25 protein-coding genes are annotated in these 21,155 nt (G+C 64.9%); 11 read left to right on the plus strand and 14 right to left on the minus strand.

Features of this window, described 5'->3' with window-relative positions:
* Nucleotides 1-150: 150 nt before the first annotated feature.
* Together ptsP and ACZ1J6_RS15350 are read right to left on the minus strand one after the other, a co-directional pair.
* A complete protein-coding gene (ptsP, locus tag ACZ1J6_RS15345) occupies nt 151-2,427 on the minus strand; it encodes a phosphoenolpyruvate--protein phosphotransferase (protein ID WP_132265172.1) in 2,277 nt (758 codons plus the stop codon).
* Nucleotides 2,428-2,662: 235 nt separating this feature from the next.
* A complete protein-coding gene (locus ACZ1J6_RS15350; RefSeq protein ID WP_132265170.1) occupies nt 2,663-2,818 on the minus strand; it encodes a YdcH family protein in 156 nt (51 codons plus the stop codon).
* A gap of 224 nt (nt 2,819-3,042) precedes the next feature.
* On the opposite strand from ACZ1J6_RS15350, the gene ACZ1J6_RS15355 reads away from it, so the two are divergent.
* The 7 genes from ACZ1J6_RS15355 (at nt 3,043) to ACZ1J6_RS15385 (ending at nt 7,565) form a co-directional block, all read left to right on the plus strand.
* Nucleotides 3,043-3,240, plus strand: coding sequence for a YdcH family protein (locus ACZ1J6_RS15355; RefSeq protein WP_132265168.1), 198 nt, complete (start codon nt 3,043-3,045; stop codon nt 3,238-3,240).
* Between the two features lie 194 nt (nt 3,241-3,434).
* Complete coding sequence (locus tag ACZ1J6_RS15360; protein ID WP_465127452.1) at nt 3,435-3,929, plus strand: DUF1465 family protein; 495 nt, start codon at nt 3,435-3,437, stop codon at nt 3,927-3,929.
* A 77-nt stretch (nt 3,930-4,006) separates the two neighbouring features.
* Nucleotides 4,007-4,894: an MBL fold metallo-hydrolase gene (locus ACZ1J6_RS15365; RefSeq protein ID WP_465127453.1), complete on the plus strand. Its 888-nt coding sequence runs from the start codon at nt 4,007-4,009 to the stop codon at nt 4,892-4,894.
* Nucleotides 4,895-4,969: 75 nt separating this feature from the next.
* The gene (locus tag ACZ1J6_RS15370) at nt 4,970-5,683 is read left to right on the plus strand and encodes a hypothetical protein (protein ID WP_132265162.1); all 714 of its coding nucleotides are present in this window, start codon (nt 4,970-4,972) and stop codon (nt 5,681-5,683) included.
* Nucleotides 5,684-5,809: 126 nt separating this feature from the next.
* Nucleotides 5,810-6,796 (plus strand): quinolinate synthase NadA, encoded by a 987-nt coding sequence (nadA, locus tag ACZ1J6_RS15375; RefSeq protein ID WP_134095248.1) that lies wholly within the window; start codon nt 5,810-5,812, stop codon nt 6,794-6,796.
* 296 nt (nt 6,797-7,092) lie between these two features.
* On the plus strand, nt 7,093-7,299 hold the full coding sequence (locus ACZ1J6_RS15380; RefSeq protein ID WP_132265158.1) for a cold-shock protein: 207 nt from the start codon (nt 7,093-7,095) through the stop codon (nt 7,297-7,299).
* A gap of 95 nt (nt 7,300-7,394) precedes the next feature.
* Nucleotides 7,395-7,565, plus strand: coding sequence for a hypothetical protein (locus ACZ1J6_RS15385; protein WP_165921374.1), 171 nt, complete (start codon nt 7,395-7,397; stop codon nt 7,563-7,565).
* A 312-nt stretch (nt 7,566-7,877) separates the two neighbouring features.
* Here the strand turns inward: ACZ1J6_RS15385 and ACZ1J6_RS15390 are convergent, their stop codons facing one another.
* The 5 genes from ACZ1J6_RS15390 to ACZ1J6_RS15410 form a co-directional block, all read right to left on the minus strand.
* A complete protein-coding gene (locus ACZ1J6_RS15390) occupies nt 7,878-8,027 on the minus strand; it encodes a hypothetical protein (RefSeq protein ID WP_442046347.1) in 150 nt (49 codons plus the stop codon).
* 33 nt (nt 8,028-8,060) lie between these two features.
* Nucleotides 8,061-8,330, minus strand: coding sequence for a translation initiation factor IF-1 (gene infA / locus ACZ1J6_RS15395; protein ID WP_132265156.1), 270 nt, complete (start codon nt 8,328-8,330; stop codon nt 8,061-8,063).
* A gap of 180 nt (nt 8,331-8,510) precedes the next feature.
* The gene (locus tag ACZ1J6_RS15400) at nt 8,511-9,059 is read right to left on the minus strand and encodes a pseudouridine synthase (protein ID WP_134095247.1); all 549 of its coding nucleotides are present in this window, start codon (nt 9,057-9,059) and stop codon (nt 8,511-8,513) included.
* Nucleotides 9,060-9,191: 132 nt separating this feature from the next.
* Nucleotides 9,192-10,169: a TerC family protein gene (locus ACZ1J6_RS15405; RefSeq protein WP_465127454.1), complete on the minus strand. Its 978-nt coding sequence runs from the start codon at nt 10,167-10,169 to the stop codon at nt 9,192-9,194.
* An 84-nt stretch (nt 10,170-10,253) separates the two neighbouring features.
* Nucleotides 10,254-10,439, minus strand: coding sequence for a DUF465 domain-containing protein (locus tag ACZ1J6_RS15410; protein WP_132265151.1), 186 nt, complete (start codon nt 10,437-10,439; stop codon nt 10,254-10,256).
* Nucleotides 10,440-10,716: 277 nt separating this feature from the next.
* Between ACZ1J6_RS15410 and ACZ1J6_RS15415 the strand changes: the two genes are divergently transcribed.
* From ACZ1J6_RS15415 to ACZ1J6_RS15430, 4 genes are all read left to right on the plus strand, one after another.
* Nucleotides 10,717-11,628, plus strand: a complete 912-nt coding sequence (locus ACZ1J6_RS15415; RefSeq protein WP_132265149.1) for an SPFH domain-containing protein — start codon at nt 10,717-10,719, stop codon at nt 11,626-11,628.
* Nucleotides 11,629-11,641: 13 nt separating this feature from the next.
* Nucleotides 11,642-11,863, plus strand: coding sequence for a type II toxin-antitoxin system antitoxin (locus tag ACZ1J6_RS15420; RefSeq protein WP_132265147.1), 222 nt, complete (start codon nt 11,642-11,644; stop codon nt 11,861-11,863).
* On the plus strand, nt 11,863-12,456 hold the full coding sequence (locus ACZ1J6_RS15425) for a hypothetical protein (protein WP_465127455.1): 594 nt from the start codon (nt 11,863-11,865) through the stop codon (nt 12,454-12,456). Before ACZ1J6_RS15420 ends, ACZ1J6_RS15425 begins: the two co-directional genes overlap by 1 nt.
* Nucleotides 12,457-12,532: 76 nt before the next feature.
* The gene (locus tag ACZ1J6_RS15430; RefSeq protein WP_431568322.1) at nt 12,533-13,489 is read left to right on the plus strand and encodes a right-handed parallel beta-helix repeat-containing protein; all 957 of its coding nucleotides are present in this window, start codon (nt 12,533-12,535) and stop codon (nt 13,487-13,489) included.
* A 236-nt stretch (nt 13,490-13,725) separates the two neighbouring features.
* On the opposite strand, the gene ribA is transcribed toward ACZ1J6_RS15430, so the two are convergent.
* The 7 genes from ribA to ACZ1J6_RS15465 form a co-directional block, all read right to left on the minus strand.
* Complete coding sequence (ribA, locus tag ACZ1J6_RS15435; protein ID WP_465127456.1) at nt 13,726-14,775, minus strand: GTP cyclohydrolase II; 1,050 nt, start codon at nt 14,773-14,775, stop codon at nt 13,726-13,728.
* Between the two features lie 47 nt (nt 14,776-14,822).
* Nucleotides 14,823-15,611: an exodeoxyribonuclease III gene (xth, locus tag ACZ1J6_RS15440; protein ID WP_132265141.1), complete on the minus strand. Its 789-nt coding sequence runs from the start codon at nt 15,609-15,611 to the stop codon at nt 14,823-14,825.
* A gap of 478 nt (nt 15,612-16,089) precedes the next feature.
* Entirely contained in the window at nt 16,090-16,761 is a 672-nt protein-coding gene (locus ACZ1J6_RS15445) for a LolA family protein (protein WP_134095243.1), read from the minus strand.
* A gap of 60 nt (nt 16,762-16,821) precedes the next feature.
* Nucleotides 16,822-16,989, minus strand: a complete 168-nt coding sequence (rpmG, locus tag ACZ1J6_RS15450; RefSeq protein WP_039391223.1) for a 50S ribosomal protein L33 — start codon at nt 16,987-16,989, stop codon at nt 16,822-16,824.
* A 144-nt stretch (nt 16,990-17,133) separates the two neighbouring features.
* Nucleotides 17,134-17,940, minus strand: coding sequence for a polyphosphate kinase 2 (gene ppk2, locus ACZ1J6_RS15455; RefSeq protein ID WP_134095242.1), 807 nt, complete (start codon nt 17,938-17,940; stop codon nt 17,134-17,136).
* Nucleotides 17,941-17,955: 15 nt separating this feature from the next.
* On the minus strand, nt 17,956-18,768 hold the full coding sequence (locus ACZ1J6_RS15460; protein WP_132265135.1) for an undecaprenyl-diphosphate phosphatase: 813 nt from the start codon (nt 18,766-18,768) through the stop codon (nt 17,956-17,958).
* 183 nt (nt 18,769-18,951) lie between these two features.
* The gene (locus ACZ1J6_RS15465; RefSeq protein WP_132265133.1) at nt 18,952-21,099 is read right to left on the minus strand and encodes a M13 family metallopeptidase; all 2,148 of its coding nucleotides are present in this window, start codon (nt 21,097-21,099) and stop codon (nt 18,952-18,954) included.
* Between the last annotated feature and the right edge of the window lie 56 nt (nt 21,100-21,155).

A 21,155-nucleotide genomic window follows, 5' to 3' on the forward strand; every position in this document is an offset into this window, starting at 1 on the left:
GAGAATCCAAAGTCAATCACGACAAGGCAGATAACTCGAATACTTTGCGGCGGATGCGACCCCGTGCACGGCGAGTAACATCCGCGCAAGTCTGCTTTATGTCAATCGGGGCGCCGGGGCTGAAACGCCCGATCCCCGAAAACACGGGGATCAATCCACTGCAATGTCGCGTTCGGCCGCCCAGGCGGTCAGCGCGGCGCGCATGTCCGCAGGCGGATGGGCCAGCCACTGGTCCATGGCGGCGCCGATTTCGCGCAAGTCGACCTGGCCGACCAGGTCCTTGGTCGGCCCCACCGAGGCGGGCGTGATCGACAGGCGGCGAATACCCAGGCCGAGCAGCGCCAGCGCCTCCAGCCGGCGCCCGCCCATCTCGCCGCAGACGGCGATCTCGACATTGTGGCCATCGACGCTGCGGATGACCCGGCGCAGAAAGCGCAGGATCGCCGGGCTCACCCAGTCGTAGCGCTCGGCCAGCTTGGGATTGGCCCGGTCCGCCGCGAAGAGGAACTGGGTCAGGTCGTTAGTGCCGATCGACAGGAACGAGATCTTCGGCGCCAGCAGGTCGAGCTGCTCGGCCAGGGCCGGGACTTCCAGCATGATGCCGTAGTGGATCGCTTCTGGAAGAAGCTTCTTCTGGCTGCGCAGGAATGCGAACTGCTTTTCGAAGACCGCCTTGGCCTGGTCGAACTCCCAGGGCTCGGCCACCAGCGGGAACATGACGTGGAGCGTGCGCCCGCCCGCCGCTTCCAGCAGCGCGCGCGCCTGCACCTTGAGCAGGCCCTCGCGCTCGAGAGCGACGCGCAGGGCGCGCCAGCCCATCGCCGGGTTTTCCTCACCCTCGCCGTCGTCGTGACGCAAGTACGGCAAGGTCTTGTCGCCGCCGATGTCGACCGTGCGGAACTTCACCGGCTTGTCGCCCGCGGCTTCCATGATGTCGCGGTAGAGGCGGGTCTGGCGCTCGCGCGAAGGGAGCGTGGCGGAGACCAGGAACTGGAATTCGGTGCGGAACAGGCCGATGCCGTCCGCCCCGGTCATGCTGAGGTTGGCGATGTCGTCGCGCAGGCCGGCATTGATCATGACCTGGATGCGGGTGCCGTCCAGCGTGGTCGGCTGCACTTCACGCAGGGCGGCATAAGCGGCCTGGCGCTGGCGGCTCTTGGCGAAACGCGCTTCGAAAGCCTCGATCACGCCGGCCGGAGGACGCACCATCGCCGTGGCCTGGTCGGCATCGAGCAGGAGCTGGTCGCCTTCGCGCACCACGCCGCGCAGACCGCGCACGCGCCCGAGCACCGGAATGCCCATCGCCCGCGCCACGATGACCACATGGCTGGTGAGCGAGCCTTCCTCCAGGATCACGCCCTTGAGGCGGCGCTTGTCGTATTCCAGCAATTCCGCCGGGCCGAGGTTGCGGGCGATCAGGATCGCATCGTTGCGCAGCCCCAGCGAGGCCGCCGTTCCCATCTGGCCGGAGACGATCCTGAGCAGGCGGTTGGCCAGATCCTCAAGGTCGTGCATGCGATCCGCCAGCAGGGGATCGTCGATCTGGCGCATGCGCATGCGGGTGCGCTGCTGCACGCGTTCGATGGCGGCTTCGGCGGTGAGACCGGAATCGATCGCCTCGTTGATGCGGCGGGTCCAGCCTTCGTCGTAAGCGAACATGCGGTAGGTCTCGAGCACTTCCTCGTGCTCTCCGCCCATGCCGAATTCGGCCTGGCTGGCCATGCGGTCGATCTGCTCGCGCATCTTGTCGAAGGCATGGATCACGCGCTGGCGCTCGGCCTCGGTGTCTTCCGCGACGATATGCTCGATATTGACGCGCGGCTGGTGATAGACCGCCTGACCCGAGGCCAGCCCCTTCACCAGCGTCAGACCGCGAAGCTGCTCCGGCCCGGTCTGCGCGGCGCCCAAGGCATGGACGTCCACTTCGTCGATCAGGTCGGCATTGGTGATGAGTTCGGACAGGACCATGGCCACCGTCTGCAGCGCCTCGATCTCCACTTCCTCATAGCGACGCGGCTCGACATGCTGCACGCAGAGCACGCCGGCGGCCCGCTCCCGGCGCACGATCGGCACGCCCGCAAAGGAGTGGAAGCGGTCTTCGCCGGTTTCCGGGCGATAGGAGAAGTCCGGATGGGCGGCCGCTTCGGCCAGGTTCAGCGTCTCGATCCGGTCGGCGATGCTGCCGACAAGGCCCTCGCCCACCGCCATGCGGGTGACGTGGACGGCTTCCTGCGCCAGGCCGCGCGTCGCGAACAGCTCCAGCATGCCTTCGCGCAGGAGATAGATCGAGCAGACCTCGCTATCGAGGCATTCGCCGATCACTTCGACCACCGTATTCAACTTGGCCTGGGCGTGATTTCGCGACGCCATGACCTCGTGGAGGCGGGTGAGGATGGTTCGTGCTGCTTCTACGGCTCCGCTGGTCATGAAACCCGAGTAACCCAAAGCGAGCGCTTTGGAAACGCGGCCGTTGTGAAAAGATGTGTCGGGAAAAACGTCCGCGCGAAAAGCGGATACCTCCAAGGCCGCCCCCGGCACGTTGCCGCACCGAGGGCGCCTGAGGGAGCGGCTTCACCGCCCGGGAAATCGGCCTCGATGCAAGGGAGACCGAGGGATCGCCACGGGGGATGGCTGCTCTGGTACTGACCCAGTCAGCGACAGGTCAGTGACGAGAGATTTCTTCCTTGATCCTGAGCTTCCGCTTCTTGAGGGCCTGGATCATGGCTGCGTCAGGTATCGGACGGCACAATTCGTCATGAATCTGCCTTTCAATTCCGGCATGCTTGAGCTGCAAAGCGCTGACGTGCGAACTATCCATGGACGGTTCTCCTCTTTGTTCGGGGGGTGGGCCGGCCCCTTTGCCTGCGACCTCTCTTGGCGACTCGGCATGGGCAATCCGGCGCAAAACGGATGGAACCACATCCTGCCCATCTTGCGAAGACCGCGAATGGTTCATATCGGTGAATCGCGTGCCTGCTGCGTCGAGCGGGGCATGTGAATTTCGCATCCGCAGACTGTCATTCGAGAGTAGGAAATCCTGGCGTGACCGAAGAGGAAATGCGCAAGCGCCTCGAAATCCTCAAGATCGAGCACCGCGATCTCGATGCGGCCATCGATGCGCTCACCGTGCCCGGCGCCGGCGACCAGCTGCAGATCGCGCGCCTGAAAAAGCGCAAATTGAAACTCAAGGATCAGATCGCGGTGATCCAGGACTTCCTGATCCCCGATATCATCGCCTGATTTCTTGCGCAGGATGGCGCTTCAGGAGTGCCGGGTGCGCTCGTCACGTCCGCGGCGAGCTTGCGGCACCCCCGCTTTTGCCTGACCGCACGTCCGCGTAAAACGTACCGATAGGGGACAAGCACCGGATTCGTTTCGGAAAATGCCTTAAGGGCAGTTGCCGCGGACTCGCCGGTAAGAAATATGGGCAGCGCATGCCCAACTCCGCGACCATAAACCCGCGCATCGTCGAGGCGCTCTATTGCGAGGCGCTTCTGCTCGCGGACGAGGTGCGCGAGGCGTTCGCCCTGCCTGGCCCGCCGCGGGAAGCCGCGACGGAGACAGGTTTGAGCGAGGCACTGGAAACGGGTGACGAGCCGGAGCGTATCGCCCTGTCGAGCGAGGGCCTGCGCACGACCACGCGCATGATGCATGCGATCGCCTGGCTGCTGAACCAGCGCGCCTTCATCATGGGCGAGATCAGCCAGTTCCAGCTTCGCCGCAATGGCCGTCTTTCGCCGCTCCTGCGCCATTCGGAAGTCGCGCAACTCGCCCGCCTGCAACCGGAGATCGTCGACCTGGTGGAAACGACGCAGCGCTTCTACGACCGCCTGCTGCGGATCGACGGCCGCTGGCGCCTGCGCGACGACGTGCAGCCAAGCGCGATCGAACGCCTGCGCGAACGGATCGAGCGGCGACTGGCGAGCTGAAGCACAGGGGCTCCGCGCGCGCGCCTGCCTGGAAGGCCGTGCTCGACAGGCCCCTCGCGAATGCCCATATCGGCCGAATGGACGCGCTGAAAGACATCGACAAGCCTTATGCCGAAGCCGAGCGGATCGCGCCGCTCGTCCGCCGGGTGCTGGCCCGCAACCCCTCACCGTTCACGTATACCGGCACGCAGACCTACATCGTCGGAGACGGCGCGGACGTGGCGGTGATCGACCCCGGCCCGGCCGAGGACGAGCATATCGCCGCGATCCTGAGCGCGGTCGGCGAAGCGCGAATCGCGGCGATCTGCTGCACTCATACTCACCGCGATCATTCGCCCGCCGCGGCGCCTCTGCAGGCCCTGACCGGCGCGCCGGTGGTTGGCTGCGCGGCACTGACGCTGGAGGACGACGGCCCCCGCGCGGATGCCGCCTTCGATCCCGACTACCGCCCCGACCGCGTGCTGCACGACGGCGAGACGATCGGCGGAGACGGCTGGACGCTCGAAGCCGTTGCCACGCCGGGCCACACCTCCAACCACGTCTGCTTCGCCTTGCCCGAAACCGGGGCGATGTTCACCGGCGACCACGTCATGGGCTGGTCCACCAGCGTCGTCTCCCCGCCGGACGGCGACATGACGGACTATCTCGCCAGCCTGCAGAAACTTTACGAGCGCGAACAGGACAGCGTCTATTTCCCGGCCCACGGCCCCGCGGTCGAGAAACCGCGCCAGCTGGTCCGCGGCATGATCGGCCACCGCCGCCAGCGCGAACGCCAGATCCTGAAGCAGATCGAGGCAGGCCATGGCACCGTGGCCGCGATGGTGCCGCAAATGTACAAAGGCGTGGACAAGCGGCTCTGGCCCGCCGCAGGCCGATCGGTACTGGCTCATCTTCTTGATCTGGAAAGAAGAAGCCTGGTAACGCGGCATGATGACGATTGGTCACTGGCCCTTACGGAACAGTAATTTACCGAATTACTGTATCTCTACTTGGCGATGAAGAGTATACCCCGCCCCACTCATGGGGTGAGGGGATTTTTCATGGCAACATTGCCTTTGGCCCGTCTTGGCGCGCTATCGTTCTGGCAGAAGATGGCGATCGGCCTTTCGCTGTTCATCGTCTTCGCTTTCGGACAATTCGCAATGCGGGGCTTCGTCGACTATCGCGGCGCGCCGCTCGTCATGCACCTGCACGGCCTGATCATGCTGACATGGCTGGGGCTGCTGGTGACTCAGTCCTTGCTGGCCGGACGGGGCGGACTGGCGATCCACCGCCGGCTCGGCTGGGCGAGCGCGGTCATGGTGCCGCTCATGGTCGTCTCGATGAGCGCGCTCTGCATCACCGCCCTGCGCGCCCACGCCCAGCCGCCGTTCTTCACGCCCGCCTACTTCCTGGCCACCGTGCACATCGGCGCGGCCTTCTTCGCGCTGCTGGTGGCGCTGGCGGTGTCCCACCGCCGCCAACCGGACTGGCACCGCCGGCTTATGCTGGGCTCGACGATCCTGCTGACCGATCCGGCGCTGGGCCGGGTGCTGCCGATGCCGCTGATCATGCCCTGGGGCGAATGGGTGTCTCTGGTGGTTCAGCTGGGCTTCGTCGCGCTGATCCTGCGCCATGACCGGCGCACCATCGGCCATGCCCACCCCGCCACCATCGCCGCGACGATCGCCCTGCTGCTCACCCATGTCCTGACCGAATTGCTGGCGATCACGCCCTGGTGGATCGATCTGGCGACAAGGGCCTCGGCCGCCTGAACCCGGCGCATATTTTCCTTGGGCATTGCCGCAAGCGTCCCTAGATAGGCCCCAAATCCCGGCAGCCGGCCAACCCCAGACGGGGAAGGCCGGTAAAACGCCGGAGCGACCAGACAGAGGGACACCATGACCGTAATGCCCGCCGACCTTTCCGGTATCGACGTGCGCGCCGAAATCGAGCGGCTGCGCAAGGAACGCAATGCGGTCATCCTCGCGCATTATTACCAGCGCCCGGAACTCCAGGACATTGCCGACTTCGTGGGCGACAGCCTGGAACTCAGCCGCAAGGCCGCCGAGACCGACGCCGAAGTGATCGCCTTCTGCGGTGTGAAATTCATGGCGGAAACCGCCAAGATCCTCTCGCCCAACAAGATCGTGGTCCTGCCCGACGTCGAAGCCGGCTGCAGCCTGGAAGATTCCTGCCCCCCCGAAAAGTTCAAGGCTTTCCGCGAGGCGCATCCCGATCACATCGCGCTCACGTACATCAACTGCTCGACCGAGGTGAAGGCACTGTCCGACATCATCGTCACCAGTTCCAGCGCCGAGACGATCCTCCAGCAAATCCCTGCCGACCAGAAGATCATCTTCGGCCCGGACCGCCACCTGGGCGGCTATCTCAGCCGCAAGTTCGGCCGCGAGATGCTGCTCTGGCCCGGCGTCTGCATCGTGCACGAGGCGTTCTCGGAAACCGAGCTGCTCAAGCTCAAGGCCCAGCATCCCGCCGCGCCGATCGCCGCGCACCCGGAATGCCCGCCGCACATCGTCGATCACGCGGACTATGTCGGTTCGACCAGCGGCATCCTGCAATATGCCAAGACCACGGATGCCGACACGCTGATCGTCGCCACCGAGCCGCACATCATCCACCAGATGCAGCTGGCGATCCCGAACAAGACCTTCATCGGCGCGCCGGGGGCGGACGGGAACTGCAACTGCAACATCTGCCCCTACATGGCGCTCAACACCATGGAGAAGCTCTATGTCGCCCTGCGCGACCTGGAGCCGCGGATCGAGATCGAGGAGCAGCTGCGCCTCGATGCCAAGAAGAGCCTCGACCGCATGCTGGACATGGCGAGCGGAACCGTGGGCAAGGGTGATCTGGGCACGCGCTGAGCGCGCCCGACCCCCGACTGTTCACGATTGCACACTGCCGCCATAGCCCCGGCAATGGCGCAATGCCGCCGTTTCGCGCCTCGATCCCGTTGCCGTTAGGTATTCGCAACGGAGCGTGTTATATCGGCGTGGCTGATGTCGAATTTGCGACGGGTGTCGCCAATCTTCGTTCGGGTTCGGAAATTTTTCCGCGCAAGAACGGGTTGGGACGATTTCCTTTCAATTGACGAACTGACGCACGACCGGATCCCGCAATTTCGCAGGATCCAAAATTCGTTTCTTGAAAGGAACCTAATATGCCGATCGGCACCGTGAAATTCTTCAATACCGACAAGGGCTACGGTTTCATCGCTCCGGAAGACGGCGGCCAGGACAGCTTCGTCCACATCTCGGCCGTTCAGAACGCCGGCATGCACACCCTCGAGAAGGAACAGCGCCTCTCGTATGACGTCGAAGTCGGCCGCAATGGCAAGGCATCGGCTGTCAACCTGAAGTCGGCCTGATTTTCAGAGGTGCGCGGCGGCCGGGCTTCGGTCCGCCGCCGCGCGCTTCTTCCCGGTGCCTTGCCCCAAGGCGCCGATACATAGCGAGCAAGCAGATGGCATTTACCCGTGACTTCTGCGAATCGCGCGCCCAGGAAGCGGCCGAGGCCGCCTCCATCGCGAAACTCGCCAATGTGCGCGATCGCGAGCTTCGCTCCGAAGCCGCCTGGCGCGCCATGTCCGACCAGATCCGACGCATCGAGGAAGGGCGCAAACCCGCCTTCTGACCGGCCGGCCTGACAGCGCCGTCGCGCGAGGTTCGGCAGATGCCAGCTCTGTCGTTTGAAGACGCTTCGGAGTGAACGCACTTCGAAAGCGGCAGGCAATATCGGTTCGCGCCCTTGCGCATCTACCTCTCTGCAGGATTCGCGCGGACACCCGCTCGGACGAATCCGAGAGCCTTGCCTCGACCTGCAACCGCGAAGCCGGTTCTCTCCCCTGCCCGCACGCCTGCCCCAGACATGCCCCCCCCAGACATGAAAAACCCCCGAAGGCTTCGGCCTGCGGGGGTTTTTTCCTGTGTTCCAGGTCGGGCGGTGTCAGTCCACCATGGCGGCGACGAGGCGCCGCAGGTCCTGCCTGGAGAGCGCTCCCGGTTCCACGTCACGCCGGAAACCGACGGTAGGAAGCGAGAAGCGGTGGGGTACGGATTGGACGCGATCACATGCGTCCGCTTTATGGTAGTTCATGTATTCCTTGTTCGCGGCTCACTGCCGCATCTGTCATCTTTTGAAATTGCTGCGCCGTTTCGGCGGGCCGCCGGTCTGACCAGGCGTACGTTCGCGGAACACGATCCGACCCTTGGTCAGATCGTAGGGCGTCATTTCAACGTGCACGCGATCGCCCACGACCGAGCGGATGCGAAACTTGCGCATCTTGCCCGCGGTGTAAGCGATAATGCGATGCTCATTGTCGAGCACCACAGCGAAACGTCCGTCGGGAAGGATTTCTTCGATGAAACCCTCCATGGTCAGCAGTTCTTCCTTGGCCAATGCATCCTGTCCGAAAAAAGGGTTGCCCCAAGTCTGCCGCGCGCGAAGCACGCTTCGGCCTTGAGGGCCAGGCAGCTGTAAAGGGGAGGAGTGGCTGCCGGAATGCAGCCGCAAGTTCCCGTCGCAGGCGACGTAGCTCGGCCGATATAGACTATATCGGCGAAATTGCAACACCAACCGTCAAATGGTGACTTCGCGCCACTCGCCCGGCGCCAGGCCGTCGAGCGCCCAGTCCCCCACCCTGTCCCGCACGAGGCGCAGCGTGGGATGGCCGATCGCAGCGGTCATGCGCCGAACCTGGCGGTTGCGGCCTTCCGCGATGGTCAGTTCGATCCAGCAGTCCGGCACCGTCTTGCGGAACCGTACCGGCGGATTGCGCGGCCAGAGCTGCGGCGCGTCGATACGGCGCGCCCGCGCGGGCCGAGTCGGACCATCGTTCAGGATCACACCCTTGCACAGCGCCGCGATCGCGGCCTCATCGGGCTCGCCTTCGACTTGCGCCAGGTACGTCTTGGTGATCTTGAAGCGCGGATCGGAGATTCGCGACTGGAGCCGGCCGTCGTCGGTCAGCAGCATCAGCCCCTCGCTGTCGCGGTCGAGCCGCCCGGCGGGATAGACGCCCGGCACGTCGATGAAGTCAGACAGCGTCGCGCGCGGCGTGGGCGATCGGGCATCGGTGAACTGCGACAAGACATCATAGGGCTTGTTGAAGAGAATGAGGCGGGCCATCGCGGCGCTCTAGCAGCGAGCGGGGCCGGAGTCCTTCGCAAAAGGCACCCTGCCCCGCCCCCCAACCGGCCCCACCGACCATACGGCCGACCATGCGGCCGACGGCGGCCGGCGGGAATCCGACCATCCGGACTAGGCGCTCGGCAATTCGCCGCGTGTCTTCCACAAGGACCAGCCCACGCCGCCCGCGATCAGCGCCAGCGTCACGCCCAGGCTGATGAGCGGCGGGAACTTGGCCCCGCCCAGCACGAAGTCCGCAACCAGGATCTTCGCCCCGATGAACACCAGCACCAGGGCCAGCGCATACTTCAGGTAGTGGAAGCGGTGCACCATCGCCGCCAGCGCGAAATAGAGTGCGCGCAGGCCCAGGATCGCCATGATGTTGGACGTGTAGACGATGAAGGTATCGGTGGTGATCGAGAAGATCGCCGGCACCGAATCCACCGCGAACACCAGGTCCGCCAGGTTGATCACCACCAGCGCCAGGAACAGCGGCGTTGCCGCCCAGACAAGCCTGCCCGCGCCATTGTGCTCGCGGACGAAGAAGTGCTCGCCGTGATGCGCCTTGGTCACGCGCATGTGGCGCGAGATCCAGCGGATCGCCGGGTTGTTGCCGATATCCGGGTCCTGCTCCTTGGCGAAGAGCATCTTCACGCCGGTGAACACCAGGAAAGCGGCGAAGATATACATCACCCAGTGCGCCTGGGAAACGAGCGCCACGCCGCCCGCGATCATCAGTCCGCGCAACACGATCACCGCCATGATGCCCCAGAGCAAGGCACGGTACTGGTACTTGGGCGCGATCGCGAAGAAACCGAAGATCATCGAGATCACAAAGACGTTGTCGATCGAAAGCGCCTTCTCGATGAAATAGCCGGTGAAATAGGCGATGCCGTCCTCGGAACCCTTGGCCCACCACACCCAGCCGCCGAAAGCCATGGCGATGGCGATGTAGAACACCGAGAGCCTCAGCGATTCGCCAATGCCCATTTCCCGGTCCTCCTTGTGCAGGAAGCCGAGGTCGAAGGCGGTCAATACGAAAACGAGGCCGGCGAATGCCAGCCAGAACCACGCCGGCGTACCCAGCAGGTCATAGAAGAGAAAATCCACGGGACACTCCCGAAACGCGGCCCAAACCTGGGCAAAACAGGAAGCGCCGGCGCGAAAATGGGGGGAAACGCGCCGGCGCGAGGGTTACAGACTGCCTGCAACGGTTGCTGGGGGGAGTAGCAACCGCGCGAGTCTGCCCCTGAACTCCTGTTTCAGTCTCTTCAGCTTCGCGATCTCGAAAGGATCGGGAGAGCGTCTGCCCTGCGCGAGGCGCAGCAGGGCGTCGAGCTTCTGGTGTCGCTCGAGCATACGGAACATAATGTCGGTCATCGTAAAATCCCTATCGAACGGAAATGGGTTCGATCGGGTGAGCCTGACAGGTATCCTGTTGCCTGAGCTGTACGGGCTGGATTGAGCCCCTGGAACCTGCATCGGTTTCACCCGATGCGGTCCGACATCACGAGGCGTTCCAGGACAGGAACGCCGCGCCAGAGGGGCCCGGCCCGCAATCCCGACATAGACGCCGCCCGGGCGATTTTCAACCCTGCTTGACCAATTGTGCGCTTTTGATATTAATGTGATATCACTTTAAACAAGGACACGCCCGATGGCCGAGTCGCACCTTCCGATGAATTCCTCCCGGGAATCCACAGGCTCCAGCATGAACGGCTACTTCATGCTGCTGATCTTTCTGGGGATCATGGCCGCGATCCTGCTGGCGCTGTTCTCGCTGGCCGGCATCGACCCGTCACCGGGCGGAGTCCTGGGTATCTTCGCCTTCATCGTCCCGGCCATCGCTGCCGAAGTGCTGATCGCCGCGGGCTTCTACATGATCCAGCCGAATCAGGCGGCGGCCATCACCCTGTTCGGCTCCTATCGCGGTACGGACCGGGTTGCGGGGCTGCGCTGGGTCTGGCCATGGATGGCCAAGCGCAAGATCTCCGTGCGCGCCAACAATGTCGTGTCCGAAAAGCTCAAGGTGAACGACTTGCGCGGCAATCCGATCGAGATCGCCACCAATGTGGTCTGGCGCGTCGCCGACACGGCCCAGGCGCTTTACGACGTGGACGACTACAAGGCCTTCGTGAACGTGCAGATCGAGGCCGCCGTGCGTTCGATCGGCTCGCGCTATGCCTATGACGATGTCGAGGATGCCGAGATCACCCTGCGCGGCAGCCATGCCGAAGTGAACGCGGAACTGCGCGCCGAACTGATCGAACGCCTGCGCGTGGCCGGCATCACGGTGGACGAATGCGGCCTCACCCACCTGGCCTACGCGCCCGAGATCGCCGGCGCCATGCTGCGCCGCCAACAGGCCGAAGCCGTGATCGGCGCGCGGCGCAAGCTGGTGGAAGGCGCGGTCTCGATGGTCGAGATGGCGCTTTCGCAGCTCTCGGAAAAGAACGTGGTCGAACTCGACGACGAGCGCCGCGCCGCCATGGTCTCGAACCTGATGGTCGTGCTCTGCGGCGAGCGCGACACCCAGCCGGTCGTCAATACCGGCACGCTCTACCAGTAAGGCGACCGGGCGGATGGCGAGTCCCGGCAAGAAAGCGTTCGCCCTGCGGCTGGATCCAGCGCTTCACGAAGCGCTGGAACGCTGCGCCGCGGCCGATTTCCGCTCGGTCAACGCCCAGGTCGAAGTGCTCCTGCGCGAGGCGCTGTCCCGGCGCGGTCTCAAAGTGGATGTCAGCGAGCCCGCACGCCGGGGACGCCCGCCCACGGCGACGGAAGAAACGGAGGACGAGGCATGATGCACGAATCGCTCGACGACGGCGCCTGGTTCGCACCCAAGCGCTTCGGTATCGGAGTCGGCCTGCCGATCGCCTGGCAGGGCTGGCTGTTGCTGGCCACCTATTTCGGGGCGCTGGCGGGGACGAAAGTGCTCATGCATTCCGGTTTGGCTGGCAGCCGGCCTATGGCCTTCGCGCTGTTTCTGGCGGCCACTGCCGTCTTCCTGGTCGTATCGCACCGGCATACGCGCCGCAGGACGGTCTCAGCCACGGCCGAGGCCAGCCTGGCGGACGCGGCGAGGACATCCGACCAGGACACGCTGTTCCTGTGCTATCGAAGCGGCTTGAAATTCACCTGCCAGCCGCGCGGCCGGGCCGGATGGTTCGCACTCGCCGCCTGGACGCTTCCCCTCCTGCCGATGAGCCTCTGCCTGGCCTGGCTGCTCCTGCGCTTTCCGGAAAGCGTCCTGCCGATCGGGATCGGCTTTTCGCTGATCGTGCTGTTCTGGTCGGCGGTCATGGTGTTCTGGATCCTCAGTCGCAGCGAGATGATCGACCTGAAGGCGCTGCCGAAACCACCCCGCCGGGGCAAGCGCGGACCGGGGCAACGATAGCACCGGAGCTTGTCCCGCTGTGGGACGCAGCGAAACGGGCGCCTGCGTTGCCCCGCGAAGACGCTAGACCTCCCGCATGAACCGTTCCGCCCGACTCGCCCTCGCCTTTGGCATCCCCTTGCTCGCAGCCGCTCCCGCCGCCGTCTCGTTCGGGCAGGCTGCCGACAATGCGCCTTATACGGTGGCGGAAACCGGGCGCGGCTTCACCCGCCTGCAGGACGCGGTCGATGCCATCGGCGACGGCAGCGGCACGATCCGCTTCGCCTCGCTGCGCTTTTCCGACTGCGCGGTACAGAGCAAGGGCGAGATCACGTACCAGGCCCAGGTCCCCGGCCAGTCTGTGCTCGACGGCAAGGCCTGCGAAGACAAGGCGGCGCTGGTGCTGCGCGGGCGCGGCGCCCGGATCGAGGGCATGGTCTTCGCCAATATCCGCGTGCCCGACAAGAACGGCGCGGGCGTGCGGCTCGAGCACGGCGACCTCTCGGTGTCGCAGGCCTGGTTCCGCGACAGCGAACAGGGCCTGCTCAGCGGCGAGGATCCCCAGGGTTCGATCCGTATCGACAAGTCCACGTTCACCCGCCTCGGGACCTGCGAAGGTTCGGGCTGCGCGCACGCGGTCTATATCGGCAATTACGGCGCGCTCACGATCACCCGCAGCCGCTTCGAGGCGGGAACCGGCGGCCACTATGTCAAGAGCCGCGCGGCGCACGTCGAGATCACGGATTCCAGCTTCGACGATGCCGCCGGCCGCGCGACCAATTACATGATCGACCTTCCCGAAGGCGCCACCGGGCGCATTGCCGGCAACTGGTTCGTACAGGGACGCGACAAGGAGAACTACTCCGCCTTCATTGCCGTGGCCGCGGAGCACCGCAGCCACCCTTCGGCGGGGCTGACGGTGGAAGGAAACAATGCCCGTTTCGCGCCCGGCATCGACCGCAACAGCGCTTTCGTGGCGGACTGGTCCGGCGAGCCGCTGAAGATCGGCCGCAACACCCTGGGCACGGGAATCGCCGGGTTCGAGAAGCGCTGAACGCCATTTGCGCTGGACCGGCGACCGGGCGGACAAGCGCGCGCCTCGATCCGTCATTTTCGAGCGTGTCGGGTTGTGCTGGCCGCTGGCCCAGGTTCCGTTGGCTGACCGGAAACCAGGCCGGGGCCGCGGGATGGACGCTGAAACAGGATCAGGATGACGCGCCTGGGAGTGCGTTGCCTCGACCGAATCGGGCACGGGGCCGTTTCAGGTAACGGAGCGCGCGCTCCGGACGCTTACAATATATGCCCGGTCCGGTCCCGCTTGGTGTCGAGATAGCGGGCATTGTGCGGGTTCGGCGGCAGCTGGTGCGGTACGCGCTCCACCACCTCAACGCCCACACCTTCCAGCGCCGCGACTTTGGCCGGGTTGTTGGTCATGAGCCGGATCGCCGAGACGCCCAGCAGTTCGAGCATCCGCGCCGCCACCGGGAAATCGCGCGCCTCCGTGGGCAGGCCGAGGCGGTTGTTGGCGTCCACCGTGTCGTAGCCGAGGTCCTGCAGGCTATAGGCCCGCAGCTTGTTGACGAGACCGATGCCGCGGCCTTCCTGCCGCAGATAGAGCAGCACGCCCCAACCACCCTGCTTCGTTTCCTCGGCCATGGCGCGCAGCGCGGCGTCCAGCTGCGGGCCGCAATCGCACTTGAGGCTGCCGAGAATGTCGCCGGTCAGGCATTCCGAGTGGAGCCGTACCAGCGGTGCCCGGTCGCCGTCCTGGGTACCGATCACCAAGGCGACATGTTCGCGCAAGTCGTCCAGCGCGCGGAATGCGACGATCTCCGCCTCTTCGCAGGCCGCCACCGGCAGGCGCGCGCGCGAGGCCACGACCAGGCGGCTGGTGTCCTTCCACTCGGCCAGGTCGGCGGGAGCAACGGTCTGCGCTTCCCCCCCGATGTCGGGCGCGACGAGGAACGCGGGCAGGATGCCGGCGAGTCGCGCCAGCTCCATGGCGGTTCGCGCCATGTCCATGTCGCCGATGTGCTCGGCCGCGAACGGCCCCTTCATGGGATGCGCAAGGTCAAGCGCGGGGTCGGCCACGGCGCGGGCGGTCTCGAGATCGAAGGGCTCTGCCGCGCGGATCAGCACCGGCGCCTCGGGCACGGCCGCTTCGCGCTGGTTCGCCAGCTTGAGCGTGACGGCGCGGGCAGCGGAGATCAGCATGCGCGGCGCCGTGACACCCGGCGCGAAGCTGGTCTCGGCGGGAAGCAGGACGGCGCCGTTTCCCTCGCCTTCCGGCCCCATCCGCACCGGCCAGCCATGGCGCAGCGCATCGAGCGCCAGCGCCACGCGGCGGGCACCTGCGGAAGGCAGCGCCTTCCCGGGTGCGTCGGCGCTCAGAGTTCGAACTCGGTGATCAGCGGGACGTGGTCGCTCGGCTGCTCCCAGCGGCGCGTTTCCTCGACGAAGCTGTGCGCGCGGGCCTGCTTCGCCAGGTCGGGTGAGGCCCACATGTGATCGAGCCGGCGGCCCTGGTCCTTCTGGCGCCAGTAGCTGCGGTAGGACCACCAGGAGTAGTTGCGTTCGGGCGCGGGGATGAATTCACGGCCGAGGTCCACCCAGCCATGGGCATCGCGGAAGCGCGCCAGTGTCTCCACCTCGATCGGCGTGTGGCTGACGACCTTGAGCAGCGCCTTGTGGTTGTAGACGTCCGATTCGAGCGGGGCGATGTTGAAGTCGCCCACGATCAGCGTGGGGCGGTCCACTTTGTCGGCCCAGCGCGTCATGCGTTCGAGGAAGTCCAGCTTCTGGCCGAACTTCAAGTTCACCTCGCGGTCGGCGATGTCGCCGCCGGCGGGGATGTAGACGTTCTCCAGAATCATGCCCTGCCCGGCGCCCTGAAGCTCCACGCCCACATGGCGCGCCTCTCCGTTATCCTGCCAGTCGTAGCGGCTGAACTCTGTGAACGGCACGCGGCTGACGGTGGCCACGCCGTGGTAGCCCTTCTGCCCGTGGATCGCGCGGTGGGTATAGCCGAGTCGCTCGAACATATCGTGCGGGAAGAGATGCTCGGCGACCTTGATCTCCTGAAGGCAGAGCACGTCGGGCGACTGTTCGGTCAGAAACCGCTCGACCTGATCGATGCGAAGGCGGACCGAATTGATGTTCCAGGTGGCAATCTTCATGCCGCAGGCTTTAGGCATGGCGCCCCGCAATTGCCAGAGGCGCCAGCGAAAACACTGCTGCCGCCTTCCATCGAAAGAGAAAATTGCGTCGCTTTTTCGGGCTGATTTTTTCGTCCGGCGGGAGCGAGAATGCTGCCGATCGAGAACCGGAGCGCAGCGGCCTTAATGGCCGTGAGCACCGGAAGCGCAGAGCGGTAGCATTCGCAGCCCCGCCGGGCGGAAAAGGCAGCCCGAAAAAACAAAAACCCTCGGTCCGGGGGCAGAGGACCGAGGGTTCATGTAAGCGTTCGTCACGCTAAATCAGAGGACCCTTGTGGAGGCGTGGGCAACAGGGGGGAAACCCGCCTCGAGCCGCTCTGACCATTTCAATCTAGGCGCTGTTGGCTTGCTGCCAAGTGAACGGAATTCAGAAAAGTGTCGCATTCCGTCGCAGCCAGCGGGCAACTCGCGACCAAGCGTTCCCCCTTATCGACGAGACCTATCGGCGGTTGCGGGGACGCGGATCGTTCCAGCGGAAATCGTTGTCGGAGACCGGAACGCCGTAGCGCTGATTCGACAGCGAGATCGTGGTGCGCTTGTTCTGCGAATCGAGCGAGACCCAATAAGTCAGCTCAAGCCCGCCGGGCGCGGACGCCTTGCGGGTGAAGATCAGGGTGATGACGCCATATTCGGGATGTGAACGATCGCGGACCTCGATGCTGACGACATTGGGATTGCCGGTCTGCTTGACCGAACCGTACTTGGCGACATCGCGCTTGGGATCGAGCAGCGCGCCGAGCGGGCTGTTGCTGATCGGCCAGCGCTGCACCTGCTTCACCGAGTAGTCGATCATGGTCAGCGCCTTGCCATCGCTGACGATCAGCATCTGGGCGCTTTTCTCGTACTGGAAGCGGATCTTGCCGGGACGCATGAGCGTCAGCTCGCCGGTCAGGCTCTGGCCGTTACGGTCGGTCTGGACGAAGTTGGCCTTCATCGTCGAGATCGCGCGCAGCGCTTCGACGGCCTGGCTCAACTGCGCCGCATCGGCGGACGGGGCCGCGAGCGCGGGCGTCGCCGGAAGGAGGGCAGGAACGGAAAACGCGGCCGCGCCAAGAAAAACCTGGCTGGCCGCGCCTACGCAAGAGCGAAAGATCTTGAAGGTGCGGTTCATAATGCTCCCATTGGGTTTGCAGGCTTGAACCGCCCCTGAATTGTAAGGTTCCGAAGAACCTTACTTGATCTTGGCTTCCTTGAACTCGACGTGCTTGCGCACGACGGGATCGTACTTGCGGAAGTTCATCTTCTCGGTCGTGTTGCGCGGGTTCTTCTTCGTGACGTAGAAGAAGCCGGTGTCGGCGGTCGAGACAAGACGGATCTTGACGGTTGCGGGCTTCGCCATGGCGGTTTCCTGTATCTCTCGTTTCAGCCGCCCTGGCCGGCCGGCGTTCCGTTGAAAAATTTCAGGGCGGCAATCGAGCGCCGCCCCTCAAGGTTGCGGCCCATGCGATAGTGACAGGCCAAAGTCAAGCGGAAGAGGCTTGATTCACTCCGTGTCGAACGGCTCGATCGGCTTCAGAACGCCGAATTTCTCGTTGTAAGGCGCGTGATTCAGTTTCGGCATCTTGATCGTCTGCGGCTCGACCTTGGTGTCCGGCAGCCGGTCCAGCAGGTCGCGCACGAGGGTGAGGCGTCCGATTCGCTGGTCGTTGAAGTCCACCACCGTCCACGGCGCGTGCTTCTTGTGCGTGGCCTTGAGCATCGCCTCGCGCGCCTTGGTGTACTCCTCGTACTTTTCGCGCGCGGCGACGTCGATCGGCGAGAGCTTCCAGCGCTTCAGCGGATCGTCGAGACGTTCGTGGAGTCGCTCCTCCTGCTTCTCCTGGTCGCAGGACAGCCAGTACTTGAACAACAGGATGCCATCGTCGACGAGCATGCGCTCGAACACCGGGACCTGCTTGAGGAAGCGCTTCACTTCGGAGCCGGTGGCGAAGCCCATGACCTTTTCCACGCCGGCGCGGTTGTACCAGCTGCGGTCGAACAGCACGATCTCGCCGCGGGTGGGCAGATGCTCGACATAGCGCTGGAAGTACCACTGGCCCTGCTCGCGCTCGCTGGGCGCGGTGAGCGCCACGGTGCGGCACTGGCGCGGGTTGAGCTGGCCGCCGACGGCCTTGATCGCCCCGCCCTTGCCCGCCGTGTCGCGTCCCTCGAACAGGACGACGATGCGGGCGCCGGTGGCGGAGGCCCAGCGGGCCATGCCCACCAGCTCCTCCAGCATCGGCTCAAGCTGCCTTTCGTAGTCCTTGCGCCCCAGTTTCTGGCCGAGTTTCTTGTGATCGTCCTCGGCCATGGCGTAAATCCCTGATCAGACCCGCGAAAGCAGGAAGAGTGCGAGTGCGCCCGCCACGATACGATACCAGGCGAACGGTGCAAAGCCCGAGCGGCTCACGAAAGCCATGAAGGCCTTGATGACCACCAGGGCCACCACGAACGAGACGACGAAGCCGACGCCGATCTCTCCCCAGCCCACCGGGCCGGTGCCGGCCATCAGCTCCTCGTGGTGCTTGAGCAATTCCAGCGTCGTCGCGCCGACCATCGTGGGCACGGCAAGGAAGAAGCTGAATTCGGCCGCCGTGCGGCGCTCGATACCCATCGACAGTGCGCCCATGATCGTCGCGCCCGAACGGCTGACGCCCGGAACCATCGCCAGGCACTGCGCAAAGCCTACGCCGATGCACTTGATGGCGGGAAGCTCGGAAACGCCGGTCAGCGGACCGGGCTTGGCCACTTTCTCGATCCCCAGGATGGCGATGCCGCCGATGATAAGCGCCCAGGCGACTACGGCAGGTTCGCCCAGCAGTCCCTCGATGTAATTATTGAGCAGCAGGCCCAGCACGGCCGAGGGAATGAACGCCAGCAGCACGTTGCGCACGAAACGGATCGAGTTGGGATTGAGCTTGAGCAGGCCCATGCCCACGGCCCAGAACGTGCGCCAGAACTGGACGATGACCGCCAGGATCGCGCCGAGCTGGATGACGATGTTGAACGTCGCCCACTGCGAGGCGTCGTAGCCGAACAGGCGGGTGGCGAGGATGAGATGGCCGGTCGAGGAGACGGGCAGGAACTCGGTGAGGCCCTCGACAATGCCGAGGAGGATCGCGGTAAGGGTGAGGCTCATGGGCCGCAGGTCATGCCGGACGCACCGGCCAAGTCAACCCGCTGCGCGGCTCTCTAGTACCTATAGTCGTTCAGAAAATACGGTTTGGCGCGTTTTGGACCAAATGCAGCGCACGGCGAAGTTCGCCAGAAGAATTCAGGGCCCGGTCGCTATCCGACCGAGCCCTGTTTTCTTACAGTTTCCTTACCAGATGCGCACGCGCTCGGCGGGCGGGAGGTAAAGAGCGTCGCCGGGCTTCACGCCGAAGGCCTTGTACCATTCGTCGAAGTTACGAACGATGCCGTTGATGCGGTAATGGGCGGGCGAATGCGGGTCGGTGATGAGCTGCTGGCGTACCGATTCCTCGCGGTACTTGCTGCGCCATACCTGCGCCCAGGCCATGAAGAAGCGCTGGTCGCCGGTCAGGCCGTCGATCACCGGGGCTTCCTTGCCGTTCAGCGAGAGCTTGTAGGCGCGGTAGGCGAGGCTGAGGCCGCCGAGATCGCCGATGTTCTCGCCCATGGTCAGCTTGCCGTTGACGCAGGTCTTGCCGTCGTCGAACGGGCAGAAGCTGTTGTACTGGGCTTCCAGCTTGTCCTGCAGCTTCTGGAAGTTGGCCTTGTCGGCCGGGGTCCACCAGTCGCGAAGGTTGCCGGTGCCGTCGGACTTGGCGCCCTGGTCGTCGAAGCCGTGGCCCATTTCGTGGCCGATCACCGCGCCGATGCCGCCATAGTTGACCGCAGGGTCGGCCGAAACGTTGAAGAACGGCGGCTGGAGAATGGCGGCCGGGAACACGATCTCGTTATAGGGCGGGTTGTAGTAGGCGTTGACCGTCTCGGGCAGCATGAACCATTCGGTCTTGTCGACCGGCTGGCCGATGCGCTTCATCTGGTCGTCGTTCTCCCAGGAACCCGCGGCGATGGCGTTGCCAAGCGGATCGGTGGCCGAGAAGGTCAGCCCTTCGTATTCCTTGAACTTCGCCGGGGCGCCGATCTTGGGCGTGAAGGCGTTGAGCTTGGCTTCGGCCTCCTTGCGGGTTTCCGGGCCCATCCAGGCGAGGCTCTGGAGGTTCACCGCCATGGCCTTGCGCAAGTTGGAGACGAGGTCGGTCATCGCCGCCTGCGCTTCGGGCGGATAGTACTTTTCGGCGTAGATCTTGCCGACCAGTTCGCCGGCCATGCCTTCCACCGCCGCAACGCCGCGCTTCCAGCGAGCCCGCTGCTCCGGCTGGCCGCTCATGGTCTTGCCGTAGAAGGCGAAAGTGGCGTCATCGATGTCGGTGGGCAGGACCGAGGCATTGCTGCGCAGGAAATGCGCGGCGAGCCAGGCCTGCCAGGTGGCCACCGGCACTTCGGAGATCAGCTTGCCCACTTCCGGCACGCCGCCGCCGAACAGCGTCTGCGCCTTGGCGGGATCGATGCGGGCGGCCTTCAGCTCTTCGGCCGTCGGCGGCATCTGGTCGACGATGATATAGGCAGCCTTGCCGGCGCCCATGGTCTCGACGAAAGTGCGCATCAGGCCGGGCGCGGCGAGCGCTTCGAACTCGGCGACCGTCAGCTTGTTGTAAGTGAGGTCCGGGTCGCGGCTGGCAGCGCGGTCCCACTGGGCCTTCGCCAGGCGGGTTTCGAGCGCGAGCACCGATTTCGCGGCCGATCCGGCGTCGGCATAACCGGCCTTGCCGAGCACGAAGGTCAGGTAATCGAGGTACTTCGCGCGCAAGTCCTGCGAGCGGGCGTCGTTCTTCAGGTAGTAGTCGCGGTCGGGCAGGCCGAGGCTGCCGACACCGACTTCGAAGGCATTGACGTCGCTCTGCTTGGCATCGGCGGTCACATAGGCGCCGAGCGGCGAGGCATAGCCGGGCGCCGCGAAGATCTTCATCAGGTCGTCAGGCGTCTTGGCGGCGAAGATGCGCTCAAGATAAGGCTGCGCGGGGGCGAGGCCGGCCTTGTTGATGGCATCCACGTCCATGAAGGCGGCATAGGCTGCCTCGACACGGGCGGCATCGGTGCCGGCGGCGGGCTTCGAGGCGATCAGGCCGTCCATGATGCCGTGCACGCGCTGTTCCGAAAGGTCGCGCAGCGCCGTGAACGAGCCCCAGTTGGTGCGGTCTGCCGGCAGCACGACGGCGGCTTCCCACTTGCCGTTCACGAACTTGTCGAAGTCCGCGCCGGCCTTGGCGGCAGGGTCCTGCCACTGGGTCTGGATGCCGGACTTGCCCCAGTCCATCTTCGCCGGATCGATCTGCATCGGATCCGAGGAGGCCGGTGCATCGGCCAGGGCCGGCATGGCGGAAAAGCTGAGTGCGGTAGCGAGCGCCGTCGAAGCGAGCACCCGGCCGAGAATGCGGGTCATGGTCCCACCCTTTCTGAATTGCATGACACGAACGGTCTGGCGACAGGCCGGAACGG

The organism is Novosphingobium sp. BL-S-21 (assembly GCF_055521655.1).

Bases quoted from the DNA above. Each gene is read 5' to 3' on its own strand.
- ptsP (WP_132265172.1), bottom strand. From the start codon at position 2,427: ATGACCAGCGGAGCCGTAGAAGCAGCACGAACCATCCTCACCCGCCTC.
- ACZ1J6_RS15350 (WP_132265170.1), bottom strand. From the start codon at position 2,818: ATGGATAGTTCGCACGTCAGCGCTTTGCAGCTCAAGCATGCCGGAATT.
- ACZ1J6_RS15360 (WP_465127452.1), top strand. From the start codon at position 3,435: ATGCCCAACTCCGCGACCATAAACCCGCGCATCGTCGAGGCGCTCTAT.
- ACZ1J6_RS15365 (WP_465127453.1), top strand. From the start codon at position 4,007: ATGGACGCGCTGAAAGACATCGACAAGCCTTATGCCGAAGCCGAGCGG.
- ACZ1J6_RS15370 (WP_132265162.1), top strand. From the start codon at position 4,970: ATGGCAACATTGCCTTTGGCCCGTCTTGGCGCGCTATCGTTCTGGCAG.
- nadA (WP_134095248.1), top strand. From the start codon at position 5,810: ATGACCGTAATGCCCGCCGACCTTTCCGGTATCGACGTGCGCGCCGAA.
- ACZ1J6_RS15380 (WP_132265158.1), top strand. From the start codon at position 7,093: ATGCCGATCGGCACCGTGAAATTCTTCAATACCGACAAGGGCTACGGT.
- ACZ1J6_RS15385 (WP_165921374.1), top strand. From the start codon at position 7,395: ATGGCATTTACCCGTGACTTCTGCGAATCGCGCGCCCAGGAAGCGGCC.
- ACZ1J6_RS15390 (WP_442046347.1), bottom strand. From the start codon at position 8,027: ATGAACTACCATAAAGCGGACGCATGTGATCGCGTCCAATCCGTACCC.
- ACZ1J6_RS15400 (WP_134095247.1), bottom strand. From the start codon at position 9,059: ATGGCCCGCCTCATTCTCTTCAACAAGCCCTATGATGTCTTGTCGCAG.
- ACZ1J6_RS15410 (WP_132265151.1), bottom strand. From the start codon at position 10,439: ATGACCGACATTATGTTCCGTATGCTCGAGCGACACCAGAAGCTCGAC.
- ACZ1J6_RS15415 (WP_132265149.1), top strand. From the start codon at position 10,717: ATGGCCGAGTCGCACCTTCCGATGAATTCCTCCCGGGAATCCACAGGC.
- ACZ1J6_RS15420 (WP_132265147.1), top strand. From the start codon at position 11,642: ATGGCGAGTCCCGGCAAGAAAGCGTTCGCCCTGCGGCTGGATCCAGCG.
- ACZ1J6_RS15425 (WP_465127455.1), top strand. From the start codon at position 11,863: ATGCACGAATCGCTCGACGACGGCGCCTGGTTCGCACCCAAGCGCTTC.
- ACZ1J6_RS15430 (WP_431568322.1), top strand. From the start codon at position 12,533: ATGAACCGTTCCGCCCGACTCGCCCTCGCCTTTGGCATCCCCTTGCTC.
- xth (WP_132265141.1), bottom strand. From the start codon at position 15,611: ATGAAGATTGCCACCTGGAACATCAATTCGGTCCGCCTTCGCATCGAT.
- ACZ1J6_RS15445 (WP_134095243.1), bottom strand. From the start codon at position 16,761: ATGAACCGCACCTTCAAGATCTTTCGCTCTTGCGTAGGCGCGGCCAGC.
- rpmG (WP_039391223.1), bottom strand. From the start codon at position 16,989: ATGGCGAAGCCCGCAACCGTCAAGATCCGTCTTGTCTCGACCGCCGAC.
- ppk2 (WP_134095242.1), bottom strand. From the start codon at position 17,940: ATGGCCGAGGACGATCACAAGAAACTCGGCCAGAAACTGGGGCGCAAG.
- ACZ1J6_RS15460 (WP_132265135.1), bottom strand. From the start codon at position 18,768: ATGAGCCTCACCCTTACCGCGATCCTCCTCGGCATTGTCGAGGGCCTC.
- ACZ1J6_RS15465 (WP_132265133.1), bottom strand. From the start codon at position 21,099: ATGACCCGCATTCTCGGCCGGGTGCTCGCTTCGACGGCGCTCGCTACC.